Origin of the sequence: Halovibrio salipaludis (assembly GCF_002286965.1) — a bacterium.
GTDB lineage: Bacteria > Pseudomonadota > Gammaproteobacteria > Pseudomonadales > Oleiphilaceae > Halospina > Halospina salipaludis.
In genome coordinates, this window is sequence record NZ_NSKD01000002.1 from 311,149 (window position 1) to 330,718 (window position 19,570).

At 62.0% G+C, this 19,570-nt stretch carries 21 protein-coding genes; 6 read left to right on the forward strand and 15 right to left on the reverse strand.

Features of this window, described 5'->3' with window-relative positions; all coding sequences use genetic code 11:
- Positions 1-22: 22 nt before the first annotated feature.
- Together CK501_RS06155 and CK501_RS06160 are read right to left on the reverse strand one after the other, a co-directional pair.
- Entirely contained in the window at positions 23-976 is a 954-nt protein-coding gene (locus CK501_RS06155; RefSeq protein ID WP_095616867.1) for an SDR family oxidoreductase, read from the reverse strand.
- A complete protein-coding gene (locus CK501_RS06160) occupies positions 973-1,791 on the reverse strand; it encodes a lysophospholipid acyltransferase family protein (RefSeq protein WP_095616868.1) in 819 nt (272 codons plus the stop codon). The genes CK501_RS06155 and CK501_RS06160 overlap by 4 nt, the downstream gene beginning before the upstream one ends.
- A 63-nt stretch (positions 1,792-1,854) precedes the next feature.
- On the opposite strand from CK501_RS06160, the gene CK501_RS06165 reads away from it, so the two are divergent.
- Positions 1,855-2,286, forward strand: coding sequence for a phasin family protein (locus tag CK501_RS06165; RefSeq protein ID WP_095616869.1), 432 nt, complete (start codon positions 1,855-1,857; stop codon positions 2,284-2,286).
- A gap of 6 nt (positions 2,287-2,292) precedes the next feature.
- Here the strand turns inward: CK501_RS06165 and CK501_RS06170 are convergent, their stop codons facing one another.
- The 11 genes from CK501_RS06170 to CK501_RS06220 all read right to left on the reverse strand — a co-directional run bounded on the left by CK501_RS06170 (position 2,293) and on the right by CK501_RS06220 (position 12,307).
- Positions 2,293-2,916 (reverse strand): TetR/AcrR family transcriptional regulator, encoded by a 624-nt coding sequence (locus CK501_RS06170; protein ID WP_095616870.1) that lies wholly within the window; start codon positions 2,914-2,916, stop codon positions 2,293-2,295.
- 26 nt (positions 2,917-2,942) lie between these two features.
- A complete protein-coding gene (gene xthA / locus CK501_RS06175) occupies positions 2,943-3,755 on the reverse strand; it encodes an exodeoxyribonuclease III (protein ID WP_095617156.1) in 813 nt (270 codons plus the stop codon).
- Between the two features lie 84 nt (positions 3,756-3,839).
- Positions 3,840-4,583, reverse strand: coding sequence for a hypothetical protein (locus CK501_RS06180; RefSeq protein WP_095616871.1), 744 nt, complete (start codon positions 4,581-4,583; stop codon positions 3,840-3,842).
- Entirely contained in the window at positions 4,567-5,103 is a 537-nt protein-coding gene (locus tag CK501_RS06185) for a DUF2878 domain-containing protein (protein WP_095616872.1), read from the reverse strand. Before CK501_RS06185 ends, CK501_RS06180 begins: the two co-directional genes overlap by 17 nt.
- Before the next feature lie 2 nt (positions 5,104-5,105).
- Complete coding sequence (locus CK501_RS06190) at positions 5,106-6,386, reverse strand: SAM-dependent methyltransferase (protein ID WP_095616873.1); 1,281 nt, start codon at positions 6,384-6,386, stop codon at positions 5,106-5,108.
- Entirely contained in the window at positions 6,374-7,255 is an 882-nt protein-coding gene (locus CK501_RS06195) for a DUF1365 domain-containing protein (RefSeq protein ID WP_095616874.1), read from the reverse strand. The genes CK501_RS06190 and CK501_RS06195 overlap by 13 nt, the downstream gene beginning before the upstream one ends.
- Complete coding sequence (locus tag CK501_RS06200) at positions 7,252-8,517, reverse strand: NAD(P)/FAD-dependent oxidoreductase (RefSeq protein ID WP_095616875.1); 1,266 nt, start codon at positions 8,515-8,517, stop codon at positions 7,252-7,254. Before CK501_RS06200 ends, CK501_RS06195 begins: the two co-directional genes overlap by 4 nt.
- An 8-nt stretch (positions 8,518-8,525) precedes the next feature.
- Positions 8,526-9,320 carry an SDR family NAD(P)-dependent oxidoreductase gene (locus tag CK501_RS06205; protein WP_095616876.1) on the reverse strand — a complete coding sequence of 265 codons (795 nt, stop codon included), beginning with the start codon at positions 9,318-9,320 and terminating at the stop codon, positions 8,526-8,528.
- The gene (locus tag CK501_RS06210) at positions 9,317-9,748 is read right to left on the reverse strand and encodes a nuclear transport factor 2 family protein (RefSeq protein ID WP_158223061.1); all 432 of its coding nucleotides are present in this window, start codon (positions 9,746-9,748) and stop codon (positions 9,317-9,319) included. The genes CK501_RS06205 and CK501_RS06210 overlap by 4 nt, the downstream gene beginning before the upstream one ends.
- Positions 9,732-10,697, reverse strand: coding sequence for an acyl-CoA desaturase (locus CK501_RS06215; protein WP_095616878.1), 966 nt, complete (start codon positions 10,695-10,697; stop codon positions 9,732-9,734). Before CK501_RS06215 ends, CK501_RS06210 begins: the two co-directional genes overlap by 17 nt.
- A 140-nt stretch (positions 10,698-10,837) precedes the next feature.
- On the reverse strand, positions 10,838-12,307 hold the full coding sequence (locus tag CK501_RS06220) for an HD domain-containing protein (RefSeq protein WP_095616879.1): 1,470 nt from the start codon (positions 12,305-12,307) through the stop codon (positions 10,838-10,840).
- Between the two features lie 111 nt (positions 12,308-12,418).
- Here CK501_RS06220 and CK501_RS06225 point away from each other — a divergent pair, with 111 nt between their 5' ends.
- From CK501_RS06225 to CK501_RS06235, 3 genes are read left to right on the forward strand one after another with little or no spacing between them, the layout of a single operon-like run.
- Positions 12,419-13,606 (forward strand): SpoIIE family protein phosphatase, encoded by a 1,188-nt coding sequence (locus CK501_RS06225; RefSeq protein WP_095616880.1) that lies wholly within the window; start codon positions 12,419-12,421, stop codon positions 13,604-13,606.
- Complete coding sequence (locus CK501_RS06230; protein WP_095616881.1) at positions 13,599-14,087, forward strand: STAS domain-containing protein; 489 nt, start codon at positions 13,599-13,601, stop codon at positions 14,085-14,087. The genes CK501_RS06225 and CK501_RS06230 overlap by 8 nt, the downstream gene beginning before the upstream one ends.
- Before the next feature lie 32 nt (positions 14,088-14,119).
- Positions 14,120-15,160 (forward strand): NAD(P)H-dependent glycerol-3-phosphate dehydrogenase, encoded by a 1,041-nt coding sequence (locus CK501_RS06235; protein ID WP_095616882.1) that lies wholly within the window; start codon positions 14,120-14,122, stop codon positions 15,158-15,160.
- On the opposite strand, the gene CK501_RS06240 is transcribed toward CK501_RS06235, so the two are convergent.
- On the reverse strand, positions 15,161-16,321 hold the full coding sequence (locus CK501_RS06240) for an aminotransferase class V-fold PLP-dependent enzyme (protein ID WP_095616883.1): 1,161 nt from the start codon (positions 16,319-16,321) through the stop codon (positions 15,161-15,163). It abuts the gene before it with no gap.
- Between the two features lie 93 nt (positions 16,322-16,414).
- Between CK501_RS06240 and CK501_RS06245 the strand changes: the two genes are divergently transcribed.
- Together CK501_RS06245 and CK501_RS06250 are read left to right on the forward strand one after the other, a co-directional pair.
- Positions 16,415-16,996, forward strand: a complete 582-nt coding sequence (locus CK501_RS06245) for a DUF1285 domain-containing protein (protein ID WP_095616884.1) — start codon at positions 16,415-16,417, stop codon at positions 16,994-16,996.
- Between the two features lie 178 nt (positions 16,997-17,174).
- Complete coding sequence (locus tag CK501_RS06250; protein ID WP_095616885.1) at positions 17,175-17,630, forward strand: FKBP-type peptidyl-prolyl cis-trans isomerase; 456 nt, start codon at positions 17,175-17,177, stop codon at positions 17,628-17,630.
- A gap of 91 nt (positions 17,631-17,721) precedes the next feature.
- Here the strand turns inward: CK501_RS06250 and CK501_RS06255 are convergent, their stop codons facing one another.
- The gene (locus CK501_RS06255) at positions 17,722-19,362 is read right to left on the reverse strand and encodes an electron transfer flavoprotein-ubiquinone oxidoreductase (protein ID WP_269844185.1); all 1,641 of its coding nucleotides are present in this window, start codon (positions 19,360-19,362) and stop codon (positions 17,722-17,724) included.
- Positions 19,363-19,570: the final 208 nt, after the last annotated feature.

A 19,570-nucleotide genomic window follows, 5' to 3' on the forward strand; every position in this document is an offset into this window, starting at 1 on the left:
GCTCATTCGGAGTCGCGGGCGTTCAGGACTGGTACCGAAGCTCGCGATAGTAACGGAAAATCGTCTCCAGGCGGCGTTCCGGCTCGAACTGGAAACGCTGGGCGAACTGGCGCCCATCAATAATGACAGGATACTTGAAAAAATCCATCAGATAGGGCGGAAAACGTCTCATATTGAGCGCACGCAACAGGGTCCGGGGCAGCGCCGGAGGGATGGAGGGAACGGGAATGGGGCGGCAACCGCAGGCTTCCAGGGCATCGCGGTAGTCCACCCAGTCCTGGGGCGCCACATTGAAGATGCCTGTGTGCGGCTGGCGGTAGGCCGTTTCGATCGCCCGCGCCATGTCCTCGCTGTGGATGAACTGCATCATGGGTGAGAAACCGGCCATGACTGGCGCATTGCGCGAGGCCAGGAGGTTGCTGATGGTGTTGCGCACCCCGGGCCCCACAATGTTGCAGGGCCGGAGGATGGTGATGTTGAGCTCCGGGTTCCGCCAGAGATAGATGGTGGCCAGGTTCTCCAGCTCCACGGAATCCACCAGATCCATGCTCAGCCCGGCGCTCTTGAGCGGGTAGGATTCGTCGATCAGTGCGGGATTGAACGCATTGGCGCCGTAGACATGATAGGTGGACAGGACGATGACCCGGCGTACGCCATAGCGGTCACTGAGCGACAGCAGCCGGTCGGTGCCCAGCACATTGGCGTTGTAACGGCTCATCCGGGTCCCCTGGCTGGACATGATACGGCCTAGGTGGACAACGCCGTCAAAGCGGTAGCGCCGGAAGAGGTCCTCGAAACCACGTTTCTGGAAGTCCACCCGGTAACTGTCGACGTCAGGGCCGAGCCAGACCTCCTCGCGGAAGTCGACGGCAACGACCCGGTAATCCGCCCGCAGGCGCTGTATCACCTGCTGGGCCAGGGCTCCGCCGGCACCGGTAACCAGCAGGGTGGGCCTGTTCTCCACAGAATCGCTCAAAACACCCGCTCCCGTTCGCTCAGGCCCTGGTCGATCAGATCACTGATGGCGTTGCGGACCCTGTCCACATGCCGCGCCATGGTTTCTTCGGTCATTTCCGGGTCCGGCTGGAAGTGCATGGGCTCGCCGAAGCGCAGCAGCACTCGGCTCGGCAGAACCACGGGCGCGGCGACGGGCACATAGGGGACGCCGAGCCAGCGTGCCAGCGGACGGACGTTGCCGAACGCCGGCATGGTTTCCTCACAGCCAACAACCCCGACCGGAACAACGGTGGCGTTGTGTTCCATGGCCAGACGCATGAAGCCGCTGCCAAAGCGCTTGAGCTGGTAGCGCTCGCGATAGGGCTTACCGGAGCCCCGGATGCCCTCCGGGAAGATGATCACCGCTTCGCCGTTTTCCAGCATGCGGGCGCAGTTGGCCGGGTCACCCAGAACGGCCCCTACCTGGTTCAGCAGGTTGCCAAGCCAGGGCACGGTGGGGAAGAAGCGTTCGATCATGGCGCGGGGCAGGCGGGGGTTCTGCGCCCGGTTGGCGAGGGTGTACCCGATCATGAGGCCATCCAGGGGCAGCTGGCCGCTGTGGTTGGCCACCAGCAGTACCGGCCCTTCGTCCGGCACGCGCTCTTCGCCCCGGCTGTCCACCCGGAACCAGTAGTCGTGGATGGGCCGGACCAGTGTCATACCGATCTTGGCGGCGTCCTCCTGAAAGCCCCAGGGATCGTGGCCAAGGCTGCCGGTGACCTTGCGCATGCGATCCACCTGACGGTCGATCGCCTCGGGCACAATCCGTTTCTTCAGATATTGTCTCAGTTTCATGCCGGGCCCCGGGTTCAGGTATAATGGGATTCTCACAGAAAGCATGCGCCGGAGTCCAAGCCCATGGCGGAAAATAAAGACGAAGACCCCAGCACTGAAACCAGCCATGAACAGCAGCAGATGGCCGAGCGGATCAAGGATTCCGCCCGCCAGATCTGGCTCGCGGGGCTGGGAGCCTATACCAAGGCGGAGGAGGATGCAGGCCGGTTCTTCGAGCGTCTGGTCAGGGAGGGCGAGGACATCGAGGAACGCACCCGGGGGGTCGTCAACCGGCAGGTGAAGGCCGTCGAGGACAGTGTGGACGGAGTACGTGAGCGTGCGTCCGGTACCTGGAACCGGCTGGAATCCGTGTTTGACGAGCGGGTTTCAAAGGCACTGGATCGCCTTGGTATTCCCATGCCGGGGCGGGTCCGGGACCTGGAACAGCAGGTCCAGAATCTGCAGGAGGAGGTCGAAAAGCTGCGCAGTGAGCTGGAAAAGCAGCGCCGTGACTGAGCCCGCCTAGAGATAGTCCTCGCTCATCGCCTCCAGTGCCTCGCGCTCCTCGGCGCGCAGGTAGGGGGCGACCAGAACCATGACCTGGTAGACCCCCCGCCCCAGATCCACCGAGTCCTTCTGGTTCAGATGGGAGAGCATCTCGAAGCTCAACCAGTAGGTCAGTGTGAGCACAATCTGGTGGCACAGCGCCTCCACTTCCCGGTCGCTTGCCGAGAGGATGCCCTGCTCCCGGAAACTGGCGCAGATACGGCGTGTCGCCTGGTATTTCTGTTTCACAACGCGCTGGAAGCGCGGTTGCAGAACCGGGTAGCGGGAGAGGACATTGACCAGGTCCTGATAGAGGAACCGGTAGCGGGCGATGGTTTCGAACAGCAGGTGCAGGAACAGCCACTGGTCGTCCACCGAGATCTCGACCTCCGGTACCGCAAGCAGCTCCTCGATCTCATGCTCGTAGCGGTCGTAGAGCTCGGTGACGATCTCACTCTTGCTCCTGAAGTGGTAATACAGGTTGCCCGGGCTGATGTCGATCTCGTCAGCGATCTGCAGCGTGGTCACGTTGGACTCCCCGTCCGCGTTGAACAGCTCAAGGCTGGCGTCGAGGATCCGATCACGGGTCTTGCGCTTCATGCGGCCGCACCATCCCAGTACTGGGTTTACCGGCGAAAGTCAGCCCATACCGGACAGTGGTCGGAGGGCTTTGTCATACTCCGGATACTGTAGGAAATACCGCCGTCTGTCACGCGCTGGGCCAGGGCATCCGTCGCCAGGATGAGGTCAATCCGCAGGCCGCGCTTGGGGTCGCGTTCAAACCCACGGCTGCGGTAATCGAACCAGCTGAAGTCATCATCGGTTTCCGGATAGAGGTCGCGGTAGACGTCGTTCAGCCCCCAGCTCTTGACCTGCTGCAGCCATTCGCGCTCCTCCGGCAGGAACGAGCATTTACCCTCACGCAGCCAGCGCTTGCGGTTATCCTCACCGATGCCCACATCCAGATCAGTGGAGGAGATGTTGAGATCCCCCATCACCATCAGCGGATGGTCGGGGGAGTACTGTTCCCGGAGCAGGCGATGGAGATCCTGGTAGAAACGCTCCTTGGCGGGGAACTTGGTGGGGTGATCGCGGCTTTCCCCCTGGGGGAAATAGCCGTTGATGACGGTCACTGTCTCATCCCCCACCGGAATGTCCGCCGTGATCAGCCGGCGCTGGGCATCCTCTTCATCCCAGGGGTAGCCACGCTGGACACGTACCGGCTCGTTCCGGCTCATCAGCGCCACACCGTAGTGGCCTTTCTGGCCGAACCAGTTCACGTGATACCCCAGCTGTTCCACCTCCGCGGCGGGAAACTGGTCATCCGCAACCTTGGTTTCCTGGAGCCCGATCACATCGGGCTGGTAATCGTTCACGAGCTGCTCGAGCTGGTGCATCCGTGCGCGGATGCCATTCACGTTAAAGGTGACGAAGCGCATGAGGTCCGGGTCTTTCTGCATGTGGGCGAAGTCGGTGTTCAACGGCGTCATACCCTACCACAGCTCGACCACGGGTGCAGGGGCTCAGCGGCAGCCGGGCGCGTTTTCATGGTCATAGCGGATGTGCGCCCTGTGGTTGTCCTCGGGATTACGGAGGATGTTGGTGAGCCCATGGAAATCAGTGAGCTGGCGCTCATCGTTAAACGCCAGGTGAAGGGGATCCACGAACCAGCTGGAGACCCAGCCCGCCACACTGATGCGGAACACATGCTCACCGTCCAGTGCTTCCATTTCCGCCGGTTCGGCTTTGAACGCGTAGAATTTACCCCGGGTGGGCACCAGGAATTCGATGCGGACAGTCCCGCCATCCTCCACCAGGGTTTCCCAGTTCTGACGCACCATGACCTCGAAGCCCGCGTCGATCACGCCGTTGTCCGGTGCCTTGATCCGGTAGCTGGACTCGTCCCCGTCGCTCGCACGGTAACGGATCCGAACGCGCCCGCCCGCCGGGTTGTCGACCTGCATGCGCTCACCGAAGCGCTGGTCCTCCAGCGTGAAGCTCGGGCGTGAGGGGGTATCCCCATAATCCAGGGTTTTCTCGGCGATGATGTCACCCTGAGGGTTGCGGTAGGTCACTTCGTGTTCACGGGGCGCCCAGAACCCATTACGGCATTCGCCGGTCTGGCGGTGATGCTCGGTGTAGACGGTCTTGCCGGAGTCCAGGGACTCGGCACTACCGCTGAAGCGGATTTCCTGCTCCGCCGATGCGGTGATCGTGATTCCGGCCAGGAGCACCCCGACCAGCAAGCGGTTACCAGCGTTGTTCATGGAGCGGCGCCTCCTCAATGGATTCCAGCCACTGGCTGATGCGCACCAGCACAGGGTATATCAGCCCCCAGCCAACACCGATGGCCACGATGCCCCAGAGGCCGTAACCGATCTCGATGGTGCCGACACGTTCAGCCGCGGCGTAGGCGAGCGCACCCGCAAAAGGCGGCATGCCAAAAAGCACCAACCGGTTGTGGCGCATCCAGTACAGACAGTGATTCACAGCGGTGGCAAAAACCGCCCACAGCATGACCAGCCAGGCCGGGATCATGCCGCTGGCATAGGCGCCTTCGTGGCCGGGGAAGCTGAGCGTGCCCAGGTTCTGGTGCACCACATCCAGCACGCTCCCAAGCACGGTGGCCATGAGAATGAAGCGGAATTCGCGCTGCGGGAAGGCACTGATGAACATCAGATGTCCAGCCACGATGGCCACCCCGGCAAGCGCGGCCAGCTGGCCGGGATAGAGCACGGCCACGAACCATCCGAGCTGGAAGAGGATGAAGTTCGCGAGACTGCGCATGATCAGGCTCCCTTATCGGTCAGGTCGCCAGCTGCCACGATGCAGGAGCGGCGGTTGTCGGGTTTGCCCATCAGAAGCTGGATATTACCGATGCGCCGCTCGGCGAAGCCGGCTTCGCAGTAGGCGAAGTAATACCGCCAGAGACGGATGAAGGCGTCAGAGTACCCAAGGCTGCGGATCGCGTCACGGTTGGCCTCAAACCGTTCCCGCCAGCAGGCGAGGGTGCTGGCGTAGTGCAGCCCGATGTCCTCGGCGTGGCTGAAGATCAGGTCCGAGTGATCCCGCACTGCGGCCAGGATCGCGCCCAGCGACGGAATGAAACTGCCCGGGAAGATGTAGCGCTGGATGAAGTCCACATTCTTCAGGGCACGCTCGTAGCGTTGCTCGGGGAGCGTGATTGCCTGGATCAGGGCGAGGCCGTCCGGTTTGAGCAGCGAGCTGAGCTGCTCCATGTATTCGCCGAGAAACTGCGGCCCCACCGCCTCGATCATTTCGATGGAGACGAGCTTGTCGTAGGTGCCCTCAAGGTTGCGGTAATCCTCGTAGAGCAGCGTGATGCGGTCTTCCAGACCCTGGGCCGCGATCTGTTCCCGGGCCCATTCGTACTGCTGGGCGGAGATCGTTGTGGTGGTCACATGGCAGCCATAGTGCTGTGCCGCGTGCAGGGCGAAACCACCCCAGCCGGTGCCGATTTCCACCACCTGGTCTCCCGGGCGCAGGTCCAGCTTCTGGCAGATCCGGTCCAGCTTGTAGCGGGAGGCTTCCTCCAGAGTGCTTTCCGCAGAGGGGAAAATGGCGGCGGAGTACATCATGGTCGGGTCGAGGAAGTGCTCGAAGAGGTCATTGCCGAGGTCGTAGTGTGCCTCGATGTTCTTGCGCGCGCCGGTGCGTGTGTTGCGGTTGAGCCAGTGGAGGGAGCGCCGGGCCGGCCGGGTTACCCAGGAGACCCGGTCCTCGAACCCGTTCATCCGGTCGTTGTTACGGGCAAAGAAACGCAGGAGACCGGTCAGGTCGGGGGAATCCCAGTCTCCGGCCACATAGGCCTCGGCGGCGCCGATGCTGCCACCGGAGACCATGTCCCGCCAGGCGGAGGCGTCGTGTACGGTCAACTGCACCGGATGGTGTAGACCGTCGTCGCTGCCGAACCAGCTCTCACGGTCGCCTTCAACCACGCGCAGCTGACCCTGTTCGAGGTTGCGCAGCGTTGCCGTAACCAGGACGCGAGCCCAGTGATCGACGGGCGCCAGTGATGAGCGCGGTGTTGTGATTTTCAGGTTTTCCATGATGTTACCGTTCCAAACTGATCCGATGATGCATTGGCTGGCACACCCAGCGCCGGTTCAAGGTTGCTGGCGGAGGCGCCCTCCCATTGGGGGTGATCGTGGAAGACCGCCCCCTTACGCCAGAGCCGGAAGGCGTTGAGGTGGATGCCAAGGCTGGCTTTCAGGGTCTCCGCCGGGAAGCGCTGCAGCGCACGTCCCACCACTTCCGGGGTGAGGGGCTGGCGGTCGGTGGCCAGTGTGGCATCGAAGACCCGGCCCTCATGGCCACGTACCGTCATGTGCACACGCAGCGCTTCGGGATGGAACCCGAACAGCCATTCGTAATCCTGTTCCATGGGGTTGAAGGGTGAGACATGGAACTGCTTGGCGAAACGGTAGCGACGGCTCCGCCACCCGTTCCCTGTCTCCGTGATCGCCCCTCCCGAGAGCACGTAGCTGTGGCGTTCATGCCAGGGGGTGTTGGTGATCTGGGCCAGTATGGCCTCGGGCACCGGGTTGCTCTGAGCGTCCGCGTCCCGGGCGTAGCAGAAGTAGAAACTCACCGGATTGAAGATCCAGCCCCAGTAACGCGGATGGGTGATGAGTTCGATCGGCCCCATGGGGCGGTTGCCGGTGGCAATCTCAACATGGCGGCGTAAGGCCCCGTCCAATGATCCGTTACCGGGCTGGAAATAGTCGCGGCGCCGGAACCACACCCGGTTCGGGCGCGTGGTTGAGATGCCGGGGTGCAGACCGTCCAGCCTGTCCCATTCGTCCAGGCGTACGGCGTACATCCCCATGGGATAGTCAAAGTCATGCCGAACCGGCCCCATGCGCCGGTGGCGGATATTGCCTTCCAGAAAGCCACTCTTGAGAGGCTCAGCACTCATTCCAGTGTTTCTCCCAGTGCTTCACACACGCGCAGGGCGCTGCGCACGCCATCCTCGTGGAACCCGTTGAACCAGTAGGCTCCACAGTAATGAGTACGATGGTGACCCCCGATCCGTTCATAGCAGCTTTGGGCATTGATGCCCTCCAGAGTGAAGCGCGGGTGCGCGTAGCTGAACCGCTTGATGATGCGCGAGGGGTCAATGGCATGCGTGCGGTTCAGCGTCACGCAGAATGTCTCCGGGGCGTCGTGGAAATTCTGCAGGATGTTCATGTTGTAGGTGACGGAAACCGGCTCATCCGCTGACTCTGGCAGATGGTAGTTCCAGGAGGCCCAGGCACGGCGGTTGCGGGGCAGTACCGAGGGATCCGTATGCAGGACCACGTCATTGGGCTGGTAGGGCAGTGCGCCCAGGATGGTGTTTTCCGCTTCCGTGGCGTCCGACAGCATGGCCAGCGCCTGGTCGGCATGGCTGGCGATGATGACCTGGTCAAAGCGTTCATTGCCGCGCCTCGAGGTCAGTGTGACCCCTTCCGCGTCCCGGGTGACGGTATTTACCGGCGTATTGGTGTAAACGCGTTGCCCCAGGGGCGCGGTCATCGCCGGGATATAGGCCTCGGAGCCGCCCTGGATGACCCGCCATTCAGGCCGGTCGGAGACGGACAGCATGCCGTGATTGTTGAAGAACCGCAGGAAGAAACGCACCGGAAAACGGTCCATATCGCTCTCCGAAGCGGACCAGATCGCGGCTCCCATGGGAATGATGTAGTGCTGGCGGAAATACCGCGAAAACCCATGGCGCTGCAGGTAATGACCCAGTGTTTCCGTCTCTGCGATCCGGTCGCTGGCCAGGTCGTCCCGGGTAAGACGGTTGAAGCGCAGGATTTCGCTGACCATTCCGAGGAACCATGGATTGACCAGATTGCGGCGCTGGGCAAACAGCGCGTTCAGGCTGGTGCCGTTGTACTCGAGACCAGTGGCGCCTCCGTGCACGCTGAAGCTCATGGTGGAGGTTTCCGAGGCGATGCCCAGCTGATCCATGATCCGGATGAACCCCGGGTAGGTCCAGTCGTTGTAGACGATGAAGCCGGTATTCACCGGCCAGCTCCGGCCGCCGGCCTCAACATGCTCGGTGTTGGTGTGGCCACCCAGTTGATGCTCGGCCTCGTAGAGATGAACCTCGTGCCGGCGGCTCAACAGCCAGGCGCAGACAAGTCCCGAGATGCCACTGCCGATGACGGCAATTCGCTGTGGTTCAGTCATGGAAGTGATCAGCCGTTTGATTCCTTGGCGTTACGGGACATGGCCGCCGCCATACGGTCCCGCAGTGACCGTGGCAGACAGGCCAGCAGCTTGAGCATCAGCGTGAACCGCCTGGGGAAGTGGATATCCGGCCTGTGGCGTGTCAGGTCCCGAACCATGATGCGCGCGGCATCCTCCGCCTCCATCAGGAAGGGCATCGAGAAATCATTCTGGTCGGTAAGCGGTGTGCGCACAAATCCGGGTGAGATCAGTGACACGTCGATCCCTTCCCCCGCCAGGTCAGCGCGCAGGGATTCCGCAAGGTAGGCCAGGCCCGCCTTGGAGGCGCCATAGGCTTCCGCACGGGTAAACGGGAACCACCAGGCGGAGGAGCCGACCACTGCCAGCAGCGGACGGCATTCACGGCTCTGGCTGCTCCGGAGTACCGGCAGAACAGCCTCAATGGCCCGGGCTGTGCCGACAATGTTGGTGTTGACCACCCGGGAGACCAGCTCCGCGTCGAAATCCGACACATCCATGTATTCACAGGTGCCCGCGTTGAGAATGGCCCAGTCAATGGGCGCCATGGCGTGCAGCTGTTCGCGGAAGTAGCGGCAGTCCTGTGGGTTGGTCACGTCGCCTGCCAGGGGGGTGACCGCGTTACCGTATTCCGCCACGATCTCGTTGAGCCTGTCGCGGTTGCGCCCGGTTGCAATGACCCGGTGCCCCTGGCGGACAAGCTCGGCGAGAACCGCCAGCCCGATGCCCGAAGTAGCGCCGGTGAGCCACACCGTCAGGTTGGTGGTGTTGTGCTCGTTGCTCATACCGCTCTGCTCCTGATCCACTGAATGATCCGGCCGAGTACCGGAATGTTCTCGTATAGAAGCTCGCCGGCGTCATAGTAATCGCGGTGAAAGACGATCAGATCATCCTGTCCCTGCAGCAGGCTCACCCCTTCGACGAAGAAAGACCGGCCACGGGCCAGCTTTGGATGCTCCAGCGTCATACTCCAGGGCAGCATGACGCTGTGGGCATTGCTTGCCGGCTCACCGAAATCGAACTCACAGCTGGTGACGTTGACATAGGCTGCGCGCAGATACTTAGCCAATGATTCCGTACCCCGGCGCTCCACCAGTGGGTCCCGGAACAGGACGCGCTCGTGGTAACACTCGTCCATAAGGACATCGATGTCCGGGGGGGTGTGATTGAACAGCGACTGGAAGCGCGCAACCTGTTTACTGCTCAGCGTCATGGCCATGCCTCTGTCGATCCCTTTCCAGTGTCTCCTGATAAACCGCTTTGGGAATGGGTTTCAGGTTATGGATGATGCCGGCTTTTTCCATCAGCCAGAGCAGGTAGAAGGTGATGTCGATCTCCCACCAGCGAAAGCCCTGGCGCGCGGATGTCGGGCAGCGGTGGTGATTGTTGTGCCAGCCCTCGCCGAGGGTGAGCAGGGCCAGCCAGAAGTTGTTGCGGCTGTCGTCGGAGGTCTCGAAGCGCCTCCGACCCCACACGTGGGCCAGGGAGTTGATGGAGACGGTGCCGTGGAAGACCGCCACGGTTGAGATGAAGAAGCCCCAGATCGTCAGCTGGGGACCGTTGGTGCCAAGGGCCGGAGCCCAGGCGGCCAGAGCCTCACCCAGCGCGTAGATGCCAACCAGGCAGACCAGCGGAACAATGGCGTCAAAGCGGTTCAGGAACCGGAGCTCCGGGTAGCGGGCCCAATCTCCAACCCGGCGGTAGTCGGTCAGGAAAGCCGCGTCACAGGTGAACCAGCCCACGTGGGACCACCAGAACCCCTGTTGCTCGGGGGAGTGGAGATCCTTGTCGGTATCCGAGTGCTGGTGGTGATGGCGGTGATGGGCGGCCCACCAGAGCGGCCCACGCTGCACGGCGCTACTGCCGATCACCGCGAAGATGAACTGCCAGAAGCGGTTGGTACTGAAGGTCTTATGAGCGAAGTACCGGTGATAGAAGCCGGTTATCGCGAACATGCGCAGCACGAAGAAGCCGATGGCGAACCAGACGGCAAAGGGACTCACGCCGACCCAGATCACCCCCAGACATGCCAGGTGCAGGCCAATGAAGGGGATGATCCGGATCCAGTTGAGCCGGGTGCTGCTGGCGTCAATGTGTTCAGCGCCCGCTTCGGAATCGAACCACCTGAGGAAGCTGTAAAGGAGATTGCGTGCCTGTGCCATGATATTCCGACCTGTTGGGATCCTGTAACCACTATTGCGCTGATGCAACTATCATACAACGACCTATACGCCGGTGTAGTAGGGGCGGATCAGATACGCGGCAGGAGGGTGGGGCAATAGGGGGGGATTGGGAGAATCAATCATGCCCGGAGAGGCTCGGGCAGTCTGTAGAAATGCACGATGGTGCTGTCAGCGAACTTCTGGAAGAAGGTGGACATGTCCGTGATGCGCTCCAGGTGGCGCCTGCCGGTCACCGCATCACGCGCAAGGACCTGGATGCCGTCGAAATGGTCACGGATGTGGGAGAAACGGGCATGCATGGTGCAGGTCACAATCTCCTGGACCGGGGCTTCAAGGGCACTGGATAGATAATGACGGTGGGCCTCAATGGCCTCGGGATCCAGCCCCTCCCGGGTATCCACGTGCTTGAGACGGATCCGGTCCACCACACAGCGTGAGCAGCTGGCTGGGTTGGCGCGGGCCTTGCGCCGGAAGGCTTCCCAGAAAAAGGTGTCCGTGATGTCCGCGAAGTTGCGGATGTCGCCGAGACAGTCGTCCACCCAATCGAGTACGTCGCTGTCCTCGAGCACTTCGTTGATGGCTTCGCGCAGCAGCCAGTCAAAGCCCAGCGCCGTCTTGTGGGCATAGACCTTGCGATACATCTGGTAGCGGGAATAGACGAAGTCCTCCAGTGCCCCCAGCCCTTTCTGCGTGACAGCCAGCCCCAGCCAGGGGGAGTCCAGGCTCCAGCCGAAGCGCAGGTTGTTCAGGAGGTGATCCAGGTTGAAACCACCGATGGTCACCGAGGAATGGAAGCCGTCCCGCAGCATGTAGTCGGCGCGGTCGGCATCGATCTCGCCGGACACCACCGAGGAGAGCAGATCCATCACCAGGCGGGGAACCGCGCTGGTCTCAAGGGCGCCTGCGTGGGCGTCCGGGCCGGCTATAAAGGCCCAGAAGGTGTGGGCATGCTGCTGGAAACGTTCGCTGGGTGCGGGCTCGGTGGTCTCCATGACGCCGAGCACATCCTGGATCTCAATGCCGGAACGTCCCGGCAGGTCCATATCCGAGAGCACTTCCCAGGCAATGCGCACCGAGTAGTGCTCGTGCTCCAGTACGTCCGGCAGTTCAGGATAGAAGGTGCTCGCATCGATGCCCGCCCAGAGCTGGTCAAAGCGCCCCGGAGCCTGCATCAGCTGCTGGATGCGGTCGGCCTGGTTGAACTGGTGCGAGAAACTGGAATGACCACTGTCGTGGAGCAGGCAGGCCAGACGGATGACCTTGGCCATGTAGTCGATCGCATCCAGCTGCTCGAACGTCAGTTCGGGATGCCGGCTGAGCTGGCGTTCCCGCAGGTAGGCGTCCATCATGGCGCGGAACATCCGGTCGCCCACGTGCATCACACCAATACTGTGCAGGAAGCGTGAGTGGGTGGCGCCGGGGAAAACCAGACTCAGAATGTCATTCTGGCAGATGTTGCGCAGGCGCTGGAAAAGACGGTGGTCAATGACGTCCACCTCATGGCGGTGGAGCCGTATGCCACCATGGACAGGGTCCATGATCAGCTTGTCGTAGGCACCGAGCAGGTCATCCAGGGCACTTCGCGTCATCGGGCTTTCCGCTTGCCTAAGTTGCGCAACAGGGCCAGACTCTAGCACATCAGCCGCGCCCGCGTACCGCCGCGCCGGGCGGGATATTCGCTGTCTTTGGGAGCGGTGCCCATGGCCACCCGCACGGAACACATTCTCATCATTGACCCGGAGGCCGGCAGCCGCAATGAGCTGTGCCGCCACCTTCAGGTCCGTGGGTATTACGTGACCGCCTGTGAAAGCCTGATGGAGGGGGTTGCCAGTCTGAGTGCGACCCCACCGGATCTGGTCTTTGCCGATTTGTCACCCGCCCACATCAGCGATCTTGCGCGCGAGGCCACAAGCGGCGGGGTGGAGGCGCCCGTGATCGCACTGAGTGGCGCCAGCACAGCGGATGAGGTGGTTGCTGTCCTGCGGGCAGGGGCCTCGGAAGTGGTGCTCAAGCCCCTGAAGGACAAGAGTGCCGTGGACGACGCGCTGGCCAAGCTTTTTGAGCGGGTACGGGTGGCCCGGCTCAACGAGGTCTACCGCGAGGAACTGGAGCGCAAGAATCTGAACCTGCGCGAGGGGATCTCCGAACTGCGCGCGGACCAGAGTGCGGGGCGCAAGGTGCAGATGAAGATGCTCCCCGACCCGGACCAGTCAATGGCCGGGGTGCACATGACGCACTGCATCCAACCATCGCTGTATCTCAGCGGTGACTTCCTGGATTACATGAAGCTTGATGAACACCTGAGTCTGGTCTACATCGCCGATGTGTCCGGGCACGGGGCCAGCAGTGCCTTCGTGACGGTGCTGCTCAAAAACCTCACCAACCGGCTCCAGCGCAATCTGCGGCGCGGCTCCAGTGAGGATATCCTGGATCCGGAGCGGTTCCTGCAGCGGGTCAATCATGAACTTCTGGAAACCGGCCTCGGTAAACACGTGACCCTCTTTGTGGGCCTGGTGGACACCCAGGCCCGTGAACTGCGCTATTCCGTAGGCGGGCACTTCCCCATGCCGATCCTCCTGGATGGGAATGGGGCACGTTTCCTTGAGGGCAGTGGCCTCCCCGTGGGGCTGTTCAATGAGCCTGACTGGGTCCATTACAGTGAGCGGCTGAACCCGGGATTCCGGCTGATCCTGTTCTCGGACGGCATTCTTGAAGTGATCGATGCCCCCAGCCTGGACGAGAAGGAAAAACGGTTACTTGAACTCGTGCAATCTGGACGTCACACTGTCGAAAGACTCAGTGAGTCGTTACAGATCGCGGCAATGGACGAACTTCCCGATGACATTGCCATAGTGACGGTGACCGACGGACGTGCTGCTGATGAGTGATTGCAAGATTCTGCAGGCTCAGGAGCGGGGTATTTACGTACTCAAGTTCATCGGAGAAGTACGTCTCAATCTTTGCTCAACGCTGGACCAGATCATTGATGACATGTTCGGAAACCCCGAGTTCCGGACTGTGGTGGTGGATCTCACCGAGACGGAAGTGATCGACAGCACGACACTCGGGCTGCTGGCCAAAATCGCCATGGCCTCCGAGGAACGCAGTCACTTCCTGCCCACGCTGATCACCACCAACCCTGACGTCACCCGCATCATCCATTCCATGGGTTTCGACCGCATCTTCCTGATCGTGCGCGAACCGGCACGGGATCCCCAGGAACTCGAGGAGATTCCGCTCATGCGCGCCAGTGAGCAGGAAGTGCGGGACAAGGTCCTGGATGCGCACCGAACCCTGATGAGCATGAACCGTCATAATCAGGAACAGTTCCAGAATCTGGTGCGTGCCCTGGAATGCGAAGCCCCCTGAACCCATCTGAACAAACCGAATAAGCCCGCTTCATGGAGAACGCGATTCAGACCACTGTGTTGGGTGGTGGCAGTTTCGGCACCGCCATGGCCCAGGTACTGGCCGAGAACGGGCATCCCGTCCGACTCTGGATGCGCAGTGCCGAGCAGGCAGAGGCCATCCGCCGGACCCGCATCAACCACCAGTATTTCCCGGAACTCGAGCTCAACGCCCTGGTTGAGCCCACCACGGACATGGGGGGCGCCATCGAGCAGGCGGAGCTGGTGTTCGTGGCGCTGCCAAGCAAGGTCTTCCGTGATGTGATCCGAAGCGCTGCCGGCCATTTCCGCGACCAGCAGATGGTGGTCAGCCTCACCAAGGGGATTGAGCGCGACGGTTTCCGGCTCATGAGCCAGGTACTGAAGGAGGAACTGCCCGGCACCCGGGTGGGGGTCCTGAGCGGGCCCAACTTGGCTGGCGAACTCGTCCAGCATGAGATTACCGCCTCCGTGATCGCTTCCGAGGACCGGGAGCTGCGGGAGCGTGTCCAGCAGGCCCTGGGGAACGCCTATTTCCGGATCTATGCCAACCTGGATGTGTACGGTGTTGAGCTTGGCGGGGCACTCAAGAACATCTACGCGGTGGTCTCCGGCCTGGCCGACGCCAGGGGCATGGGGGAGAACACCAAGTCCATGCTGATTACCCGCAGTCTGGCGGAGATGAGCCGCTTTGCCGTGAGCATGGGCGCCAACCCCATGACGTTCCTGGGACTGGCCGGCGTCGGCGACCTGATCGTAACGTGCAGCTCCAGTCTGAGCCGCAATTACCGGGTCGGCTATGCCGTCGGGCGGGGCAGTACCCTGGATGAGGCCGTGACGGAACTGGGGCAGGTGGCAGAGGGGGTGCGGACCCTGGAACTGGTCCACGAAAAGGCCATCGAGCTGGACGTCTACATGCCCCTGGTACGGGGGCTCTACCAGATCCTTTACCGGGGAGCTTCCATCACCGATGTGGTGGGCGCGCTCATGAATGCCACCCAGAACAGCGACGTGGAATTCATCCTGCCCCGCCAGGGCGAGGGTTCCGCCATCTGATCAGCCCTGGCGCACGAGGCGTTCCAGGGTGTCCAGTGCCTGCTCCAGTGCGGCGTAGGGGGTATAGAAGTGCGGTGAGAACCGTACCCCGCCGCCGCGGCTGGCGCTGATAACCCGTTGCTGGGCCAGCCGGTCACAGAGATGGCGGTTGTCCAGCCCATCGACCTGTACGGTGTAGATGCCAAGCCGGCGCTGTGGCTCCCGGGGCGTTACAGGGGTGACGCCCTTGATGCTCTCCAGGCCGCTCGCCAGGCGGCTCACACGCTGGTCAATCAGACTCCTGACCTGATCCAGCCCCACTTCAAGCAGCAGACCGGTGCTGGCCTCAAGGGCATGGGCTGCGAGCAGGTTGGGGCTGCCGCACTCAAAGCGGCGGGCGTCCGGAGCCGGAGCCCAGCCCTTGCGGTCGAAGTTGCCGGGCTCCGCGACCATGTGCCAGCCGTATTCATAGAGTTTCAGTGAATCCCGCCATTCCGGTGCCACATAGAAAAACGCCAGTCCCTCGGGTCCCAGCATCCACTTGTGGCCATCCGCCATGGCGAAATGGGCGCCCGTGGCCTGGACATCCAGCGGCTCGGCTCCGGCGCTCTGGATGGCGTCCAGGCAGAACAGGATGCCATGGCTGTCACAGAGCGCGCCCAGATGGGCGGCGTCAAGGCGCAGGCCGGTGCCGTACTGGACTGAGCTGACCGACATCAGGCGGGTTCTGTCAGTGATCAGATCCTCAATCGCGCCTTCCGGCGTGACGTCCTGGCGGTCGATATCCGCCACCCGTATGCTGACGCCACGGCTTACAAGGGATTCCCACACAATCCGGTTGGAGGGGAATTCCTGGCTCGTGATGATGATTTCATCCCCTTCATGCCAGTCCAGGCCAGCCGCAACCATGGAAAGCGCTTCGGAGGTGTTCTTGCACAGGGCGATGTCCTGCGCGGACGGTGCATTGATCAGCCGGGCCAGGTTGTGCCTGAGCTGGTCCTCAACAGTGAGCCACTGGGGATAGTGAGTGGCCCCCAGGTGGCTGTTCTCATGGGCGAAGCGGGCAACGGCATCACTGGCACGCCGCGGCCAGGGCGCCACGGCCGCGTGGTTGAGATAGGCAAGCCCCGACTCAAGCGGGAATTCACTCAGCAGCTGCGTGGCTGAAAAACGCTCCGTCATGCTCCGTCTCCGTCATGTCCGTCATTGAAGGGGAGGGCTCGCACCGCTAGTATCGAACCTGTTCCATGCACTGATTGCGCCGGAGGGCTGCAGATGGGGGAACCCGATTCCCAGGCGGAACTGGCCCGACAATTCGAACACGTCGCCCAGTACGATACAACCGGAAAGGGCCCGCCGGTGGATCAGTGGGATCCGCCGTTCACGGACGACCTGGAACTGTTCATCAACCGCAATGGCCGCTGGTTCTATCAGGGCCGTGAAATCGAACGGCTGGCGCTGCGCCGACTTTTCGCCTCCATCATGCGCCGTGAATCAGATGGTTATTACTATCTTCTCACGCCGCACGAGAAGTATCGCATCCAGGTTGAGGACGTTCCCTTCCTCGCGCACAGCGTTGAGCAGGAAGGCGAGGGTGACGGTCGCGTTCTCTGGCTGCATACGGATGTGGAGGACTGCTTCCCGATCGGTGACTCGCACCCGCTGATCGTCCGAACGGATGAGAAAAGCGGCGAACCACAGCCCTATGTGATGGTACGGCGCGGGCTCCAGGCACGGATCGAGCGCAGTGCCTTCTACCACCTCACGGAACTGGCGGAGGAGCGGGCCATCAACGGCGCAACCCACGTTGGGGTGGTCAGTCAGGGCAGCTTCTTTTCCCTGGGCCGGATCGGCTGATCACGGTTTTCAAAGCCGCCATTATTTTCTATCATGGAGTATGGGTGCCTGTATTGAGCAGCACCCTTGCGTCCCGGATCGTCGTAAGTCCCTCTGTACAGGCCGCTGTTCAGCAACACTTTCGATCCACCGCACTATTGTTATTACGACGTTTCTGTCCTATACGCAAGGAGTCAACATGACCGAATCCCGTGTCGTCAGCATCCACTACACCCTCAAGAACGACGAGGGTGAGGTTCTGGATTCTTCCCGCGAGCGTGAGCCGCTCAGCTATCTGGAAGGGGCCCAGAACATCATCAGTGGCCTGGAAGAAGCACTGACCGACAAGGCCCAGGGTGACGAAGCCCAGGTATCCCTGGATCCGGAGAACGCTTACGGCGAAGTCCGCGAAGAGCTGGTCCAGCCCGTCCCGAGTTCCGCTTTTGAGGGCGTTGAGAAGGTCGAGCCCGGCATGCAGTTCCAGGCGGAAACGCCCGGCGGCCCGCAGATCGTACGCGTGGTATCCGTTGAGGATGAGACCGTGACCATCGATGCCAACCATCCGCTCGCCGGCCAGCGTCTGCACTTCGATGTTGAGGTGGTTGATACGCGTGAGCCGTCCGACGAAGAGAAAGAGCACGGCCACGTGCACTGAGTCTTTCTCCATGCACTGAATCAGCAGCGTTTTCAGTGCAACGGACATAAAAAAAGGCGACCCGCGGGTCGCCTTTTTTTGTACCTACCCCTTACATATTCGGATAGTTGGGGCCGCCGCCCCCTTCCGGAACCACCCACTGGATGTTCTGGGCCGGGTCCTTGATGTCGCAGGTCTTGCAGTGGATGCAGTTCTGCGCGTTGATCTGGAACTTCTTGCCGCTGCCGTCCTCGGCATCCACCACCTCGTACACGCCCACCGGGCAGTAGCGCTGCGCCGGCTCGTCGTAGGTCGGCAGGTTGTCCCGGATGGGCACCTCCGGATCCTTGAGCTTCAGGTGGCAGGGCTGGTCCTCTTCATGATTGGTGTTCGACATGAACGCCGAGGACAGCCGGTCGAAGGTCAGCTTGTTGTCCGGCTTCGGGTAGTCGATCTTCGAACACTCAGAGGCCGGCTTAAGCGCCGCGTGATCCGGCGTGGTGTCGTGGAAGGTGATCGGCAGCGGCCGGCGCAGGATGTTCTGCTCCAGGAAGGCGATGCCGCCGCCGATGACGGTGCCGAACTTGTGCATGGCGGGGCTGAAGTTACGCTCGGCGAACAGTTCCCGGTAGAGCCAGCTGTTCTCGAACTTCTCCGCAAAGCCGGCCAGGTCCTCGCCGCCTTCGGAGCCCTTCTGGATTGCCTCGAACACCGCCTCGGCGCCGAGCATCCCGGACTTCATGGCGGTATGCGAGCCCTTGATCTTGGACGAGTTCAGCGTGCCCGCGTCACACCCGAGAAGCAGGCCACCGGGGAAGTGCATCCGGGGCAGGCTGTTGTAGCCGCCCTTGGTGATGGCTCGCGCCCCGTAGGCCACGCGCTTGCCGCCTTCCAGGTGCTGCTTGATGGTCGGATGGGTCTTCATCCGCTGGAATTCCTCAAACGGCGAGACATAGGGGTTGGAGTAGGACAGATCCGTGATCAGGCCGACATAGACCTGGCCGTTTTCCAGGTGGTACAGGAACCCACCCCCTGTGGAGCCGCTCTCGGACAGCGGCCAGCCGGCGGTGTGCACCACCAGCCCGGGTTCGTGGTTGGCCGGGTCGATGTCCCACAGCTCCTTGATGCCAAGGCCGTAGTGCTGCGGGTCCTTGCCCTCGTCCAGGTTGAACTGCTGCAGCAGGTCCTTGCCCAGGTGCCCCCGGCAGCCCTCGCTGAACAGGGTGTATTTCGCCCGCAGCTCCATGGGCGGCATGTAGCCGTCCTTGTGGTTGCCCTCGGCGTCGACGCCGAATTCACCGGTGAGGATGCCCTTGACCACGCCATCCTCGTACAGGACCTCGGCGGCCGGGAACCCCGGGTAGATCTCGACGCCCAGCTGCTCGGCCTGCTCACCCAGCCAGCGGCACAGGTTGGCCAGGCTGATGATGTAGTTGCCGTGGTTGTGCATGTTCTTCGGCACAAAGGCGTTGGGCGCCTTGCGGGCGCTGTCGGCGCCGCGCAGGAAGTAGATGTCATCCCGGGTGACCGGCGTGTTCAGCGGCGCACCGCGCTCCTTCCAGTCGGGGAAGAGCTCATTGAGGCTGGTCGGCTCGAAAACGGTGCCGGCGATGATGTGGGCACCGACCTCGGATCCCTTCTCGACAACACAGACGGTCAGTTCCTGCTCCGCCTCGTTGGCCAGCTGCTGGATACGGCAGGCAGCCGAGAGTCCAGCAGGGCCCGCCCCCACGATCAGGACGTCAAACTCCATCGATTCGCGTTCCACGATAGTCTCCTCAGGATTTCCAATGGGCAATCTGTGGCTTTACGTTGCCACAGGATATATCATCATGGAAATCAAACAAACGTTTGTTTGAATGACATTGAACAATGGCATCCCGTCCCTGGAGCTATTGACCCCCTGTGGTTTTGTCGTCAGTATTAGGGCGCTTTTGCCGGGGACGCCCGCCGCATGAACA

Excerpts from the sequence above, each read along its gene's own strand:
- CK501_RS06160 (WP_095616868.1), bottom strand. The coding sequence starts at position 1,791 with ATGAAACTGAGACAATATCTGAAGAAACGGATTGTGCCCGAGGCGATC.
- CK501_RS06165 (WP_095616869.1), top strand. The coding sequence starts at position 1,855 with ATGGCGGAAAATAAAGACGAAGACCCCAGCACTGAAACCAGCCATGAA.
- CK501_RS06170 (WP_095616870.1), bottom strand. The coding sequence starts at position 2,916 with ATGAAGCGCAAGACCCGTGATCGGATCCTCGACGCCAGCCTTGAGCTG.
- xthA (WP_095617156.1), bottom strand. The coding sequence starts at position 3,755 with ATGCGCTTCGTCACCTTTAACGTGAATGGCATCCGCGCACGGATGCAC.
- CK501_RS06180 (WP_095616871.1), bottom strand. The coding sequence starts at position 4,583 with ATGAACAACGCTGGTAACCGCTTGCTGGTCGGGGTGCTCCTGGCCGGA.
- CK501_RS06185 (WP_095616872.1), bottom strand. The coding sequence starts at position 5,103 with ATGCGCAGTCTCGCGAACTTCATCCTCTTCCAGCTCGGATGGTTCGTG.
- CK501_RS06190 (WP_095616873.1), bottom strand. The coding sequence starts at position 6,386 with ATGGAAAACCTGAAAATCACAACACCGCGCTCATCACTGGCGCCCGTC.
- CK501_RS06195 (WP_095616874.1), bottom strand. The coding sequence starts at position 7,255 with ATGAGTGCTGAGCCTCTCAAGAGTGGCTTTCTGGAAGGCAATATCCGC.
- CK501_RS06200 (WP_095616875.1), bottom strand. The coding sequence starts at position 8,517 with ATGACTGAACCACAGCGAATTGCCGTCATCGGCAGTGGCATCTCGGGA.
- CK501_RS06205 (WP_095616876.1), bottom strand. The coding sequence starts at position 9,320 with ATGAGCAACGAGCACAACACCACCAACCTGACGGTGTGGCTCACCGGC.
- CK501_RS06210 (WP_158223061.1), bottom strand. The coding sequence starts at position 9,748 with ATGACGCTGAGCAGTAAACAGGTTGCGCGCTTCCAGTCGCTGTTCAAT.
- CK501_RS06215 (WP_095616878.1), bottom strand. The coding sequence starts at position 10,697 with ATGGCACAGGCACGCAATCTCCTTTACAGCTTCCTCAGGTGGTTCGAT.
- CK501_RS06220 (WP_095616879.1), bottom strand. The coding sequence starts at position 12,307 with ATGACGCGAAGTGCCCTGGATGACCTGCTCGGTGCCTACGACAAGCTG.
- CK501_RS06225 (WP_095616880.1), top strand. The coding sequence starts at position 12,419 with ATGGCCACCCGCACGGAACACATTCTCATCATTGACCCGGAGGCCGGC.
- CK501_RS06230 (WP_095616881.1), top strand. The coding sequence starts at position 13,599 with ATGAGTGATTGCAAGATTCTGCAGGCTCAGGAGCGGGGTATTTACGTA.
- CK501_RS06235 (WP_095616882.1), top strand. The coding sequence starts at position 14,120 with ATGGAGAACGCGATTCAGACCACTGTGTTGGGTGGTGGCAGTTTCGGC.
- CK501_RS06240 (WP_095616883.1), bottom strand. The coding sequence starts at position 16,321 with ATGACGGAGCGTTTTTCAGCCACGCAGCTGCTGAGTGAATTCCCGCTT.
- CK501_RS06245 (WP_095616884.1), top strand. The coding sequence starts at position 16,415 with ATGGGGGAACCCGATTCCCAGGCGGAACTGGCCCGACAATTCGAACAC.
- CK501_RS06250 (WP_095616885.1), top strand. The coding sequence starts at position 17,175 with ATGACCGAATCCCGTGTCGTCAGCATCCACTACACCCTCAAGAACGAC.
- CK501_RS06255 (WP_269844185.1), bottom strand. The coding sequence starts at position 19,362 with ATGGAGTTTGACGTCCTGATCGTGGGGGCGGGCCCTGCTGGACTCTCG.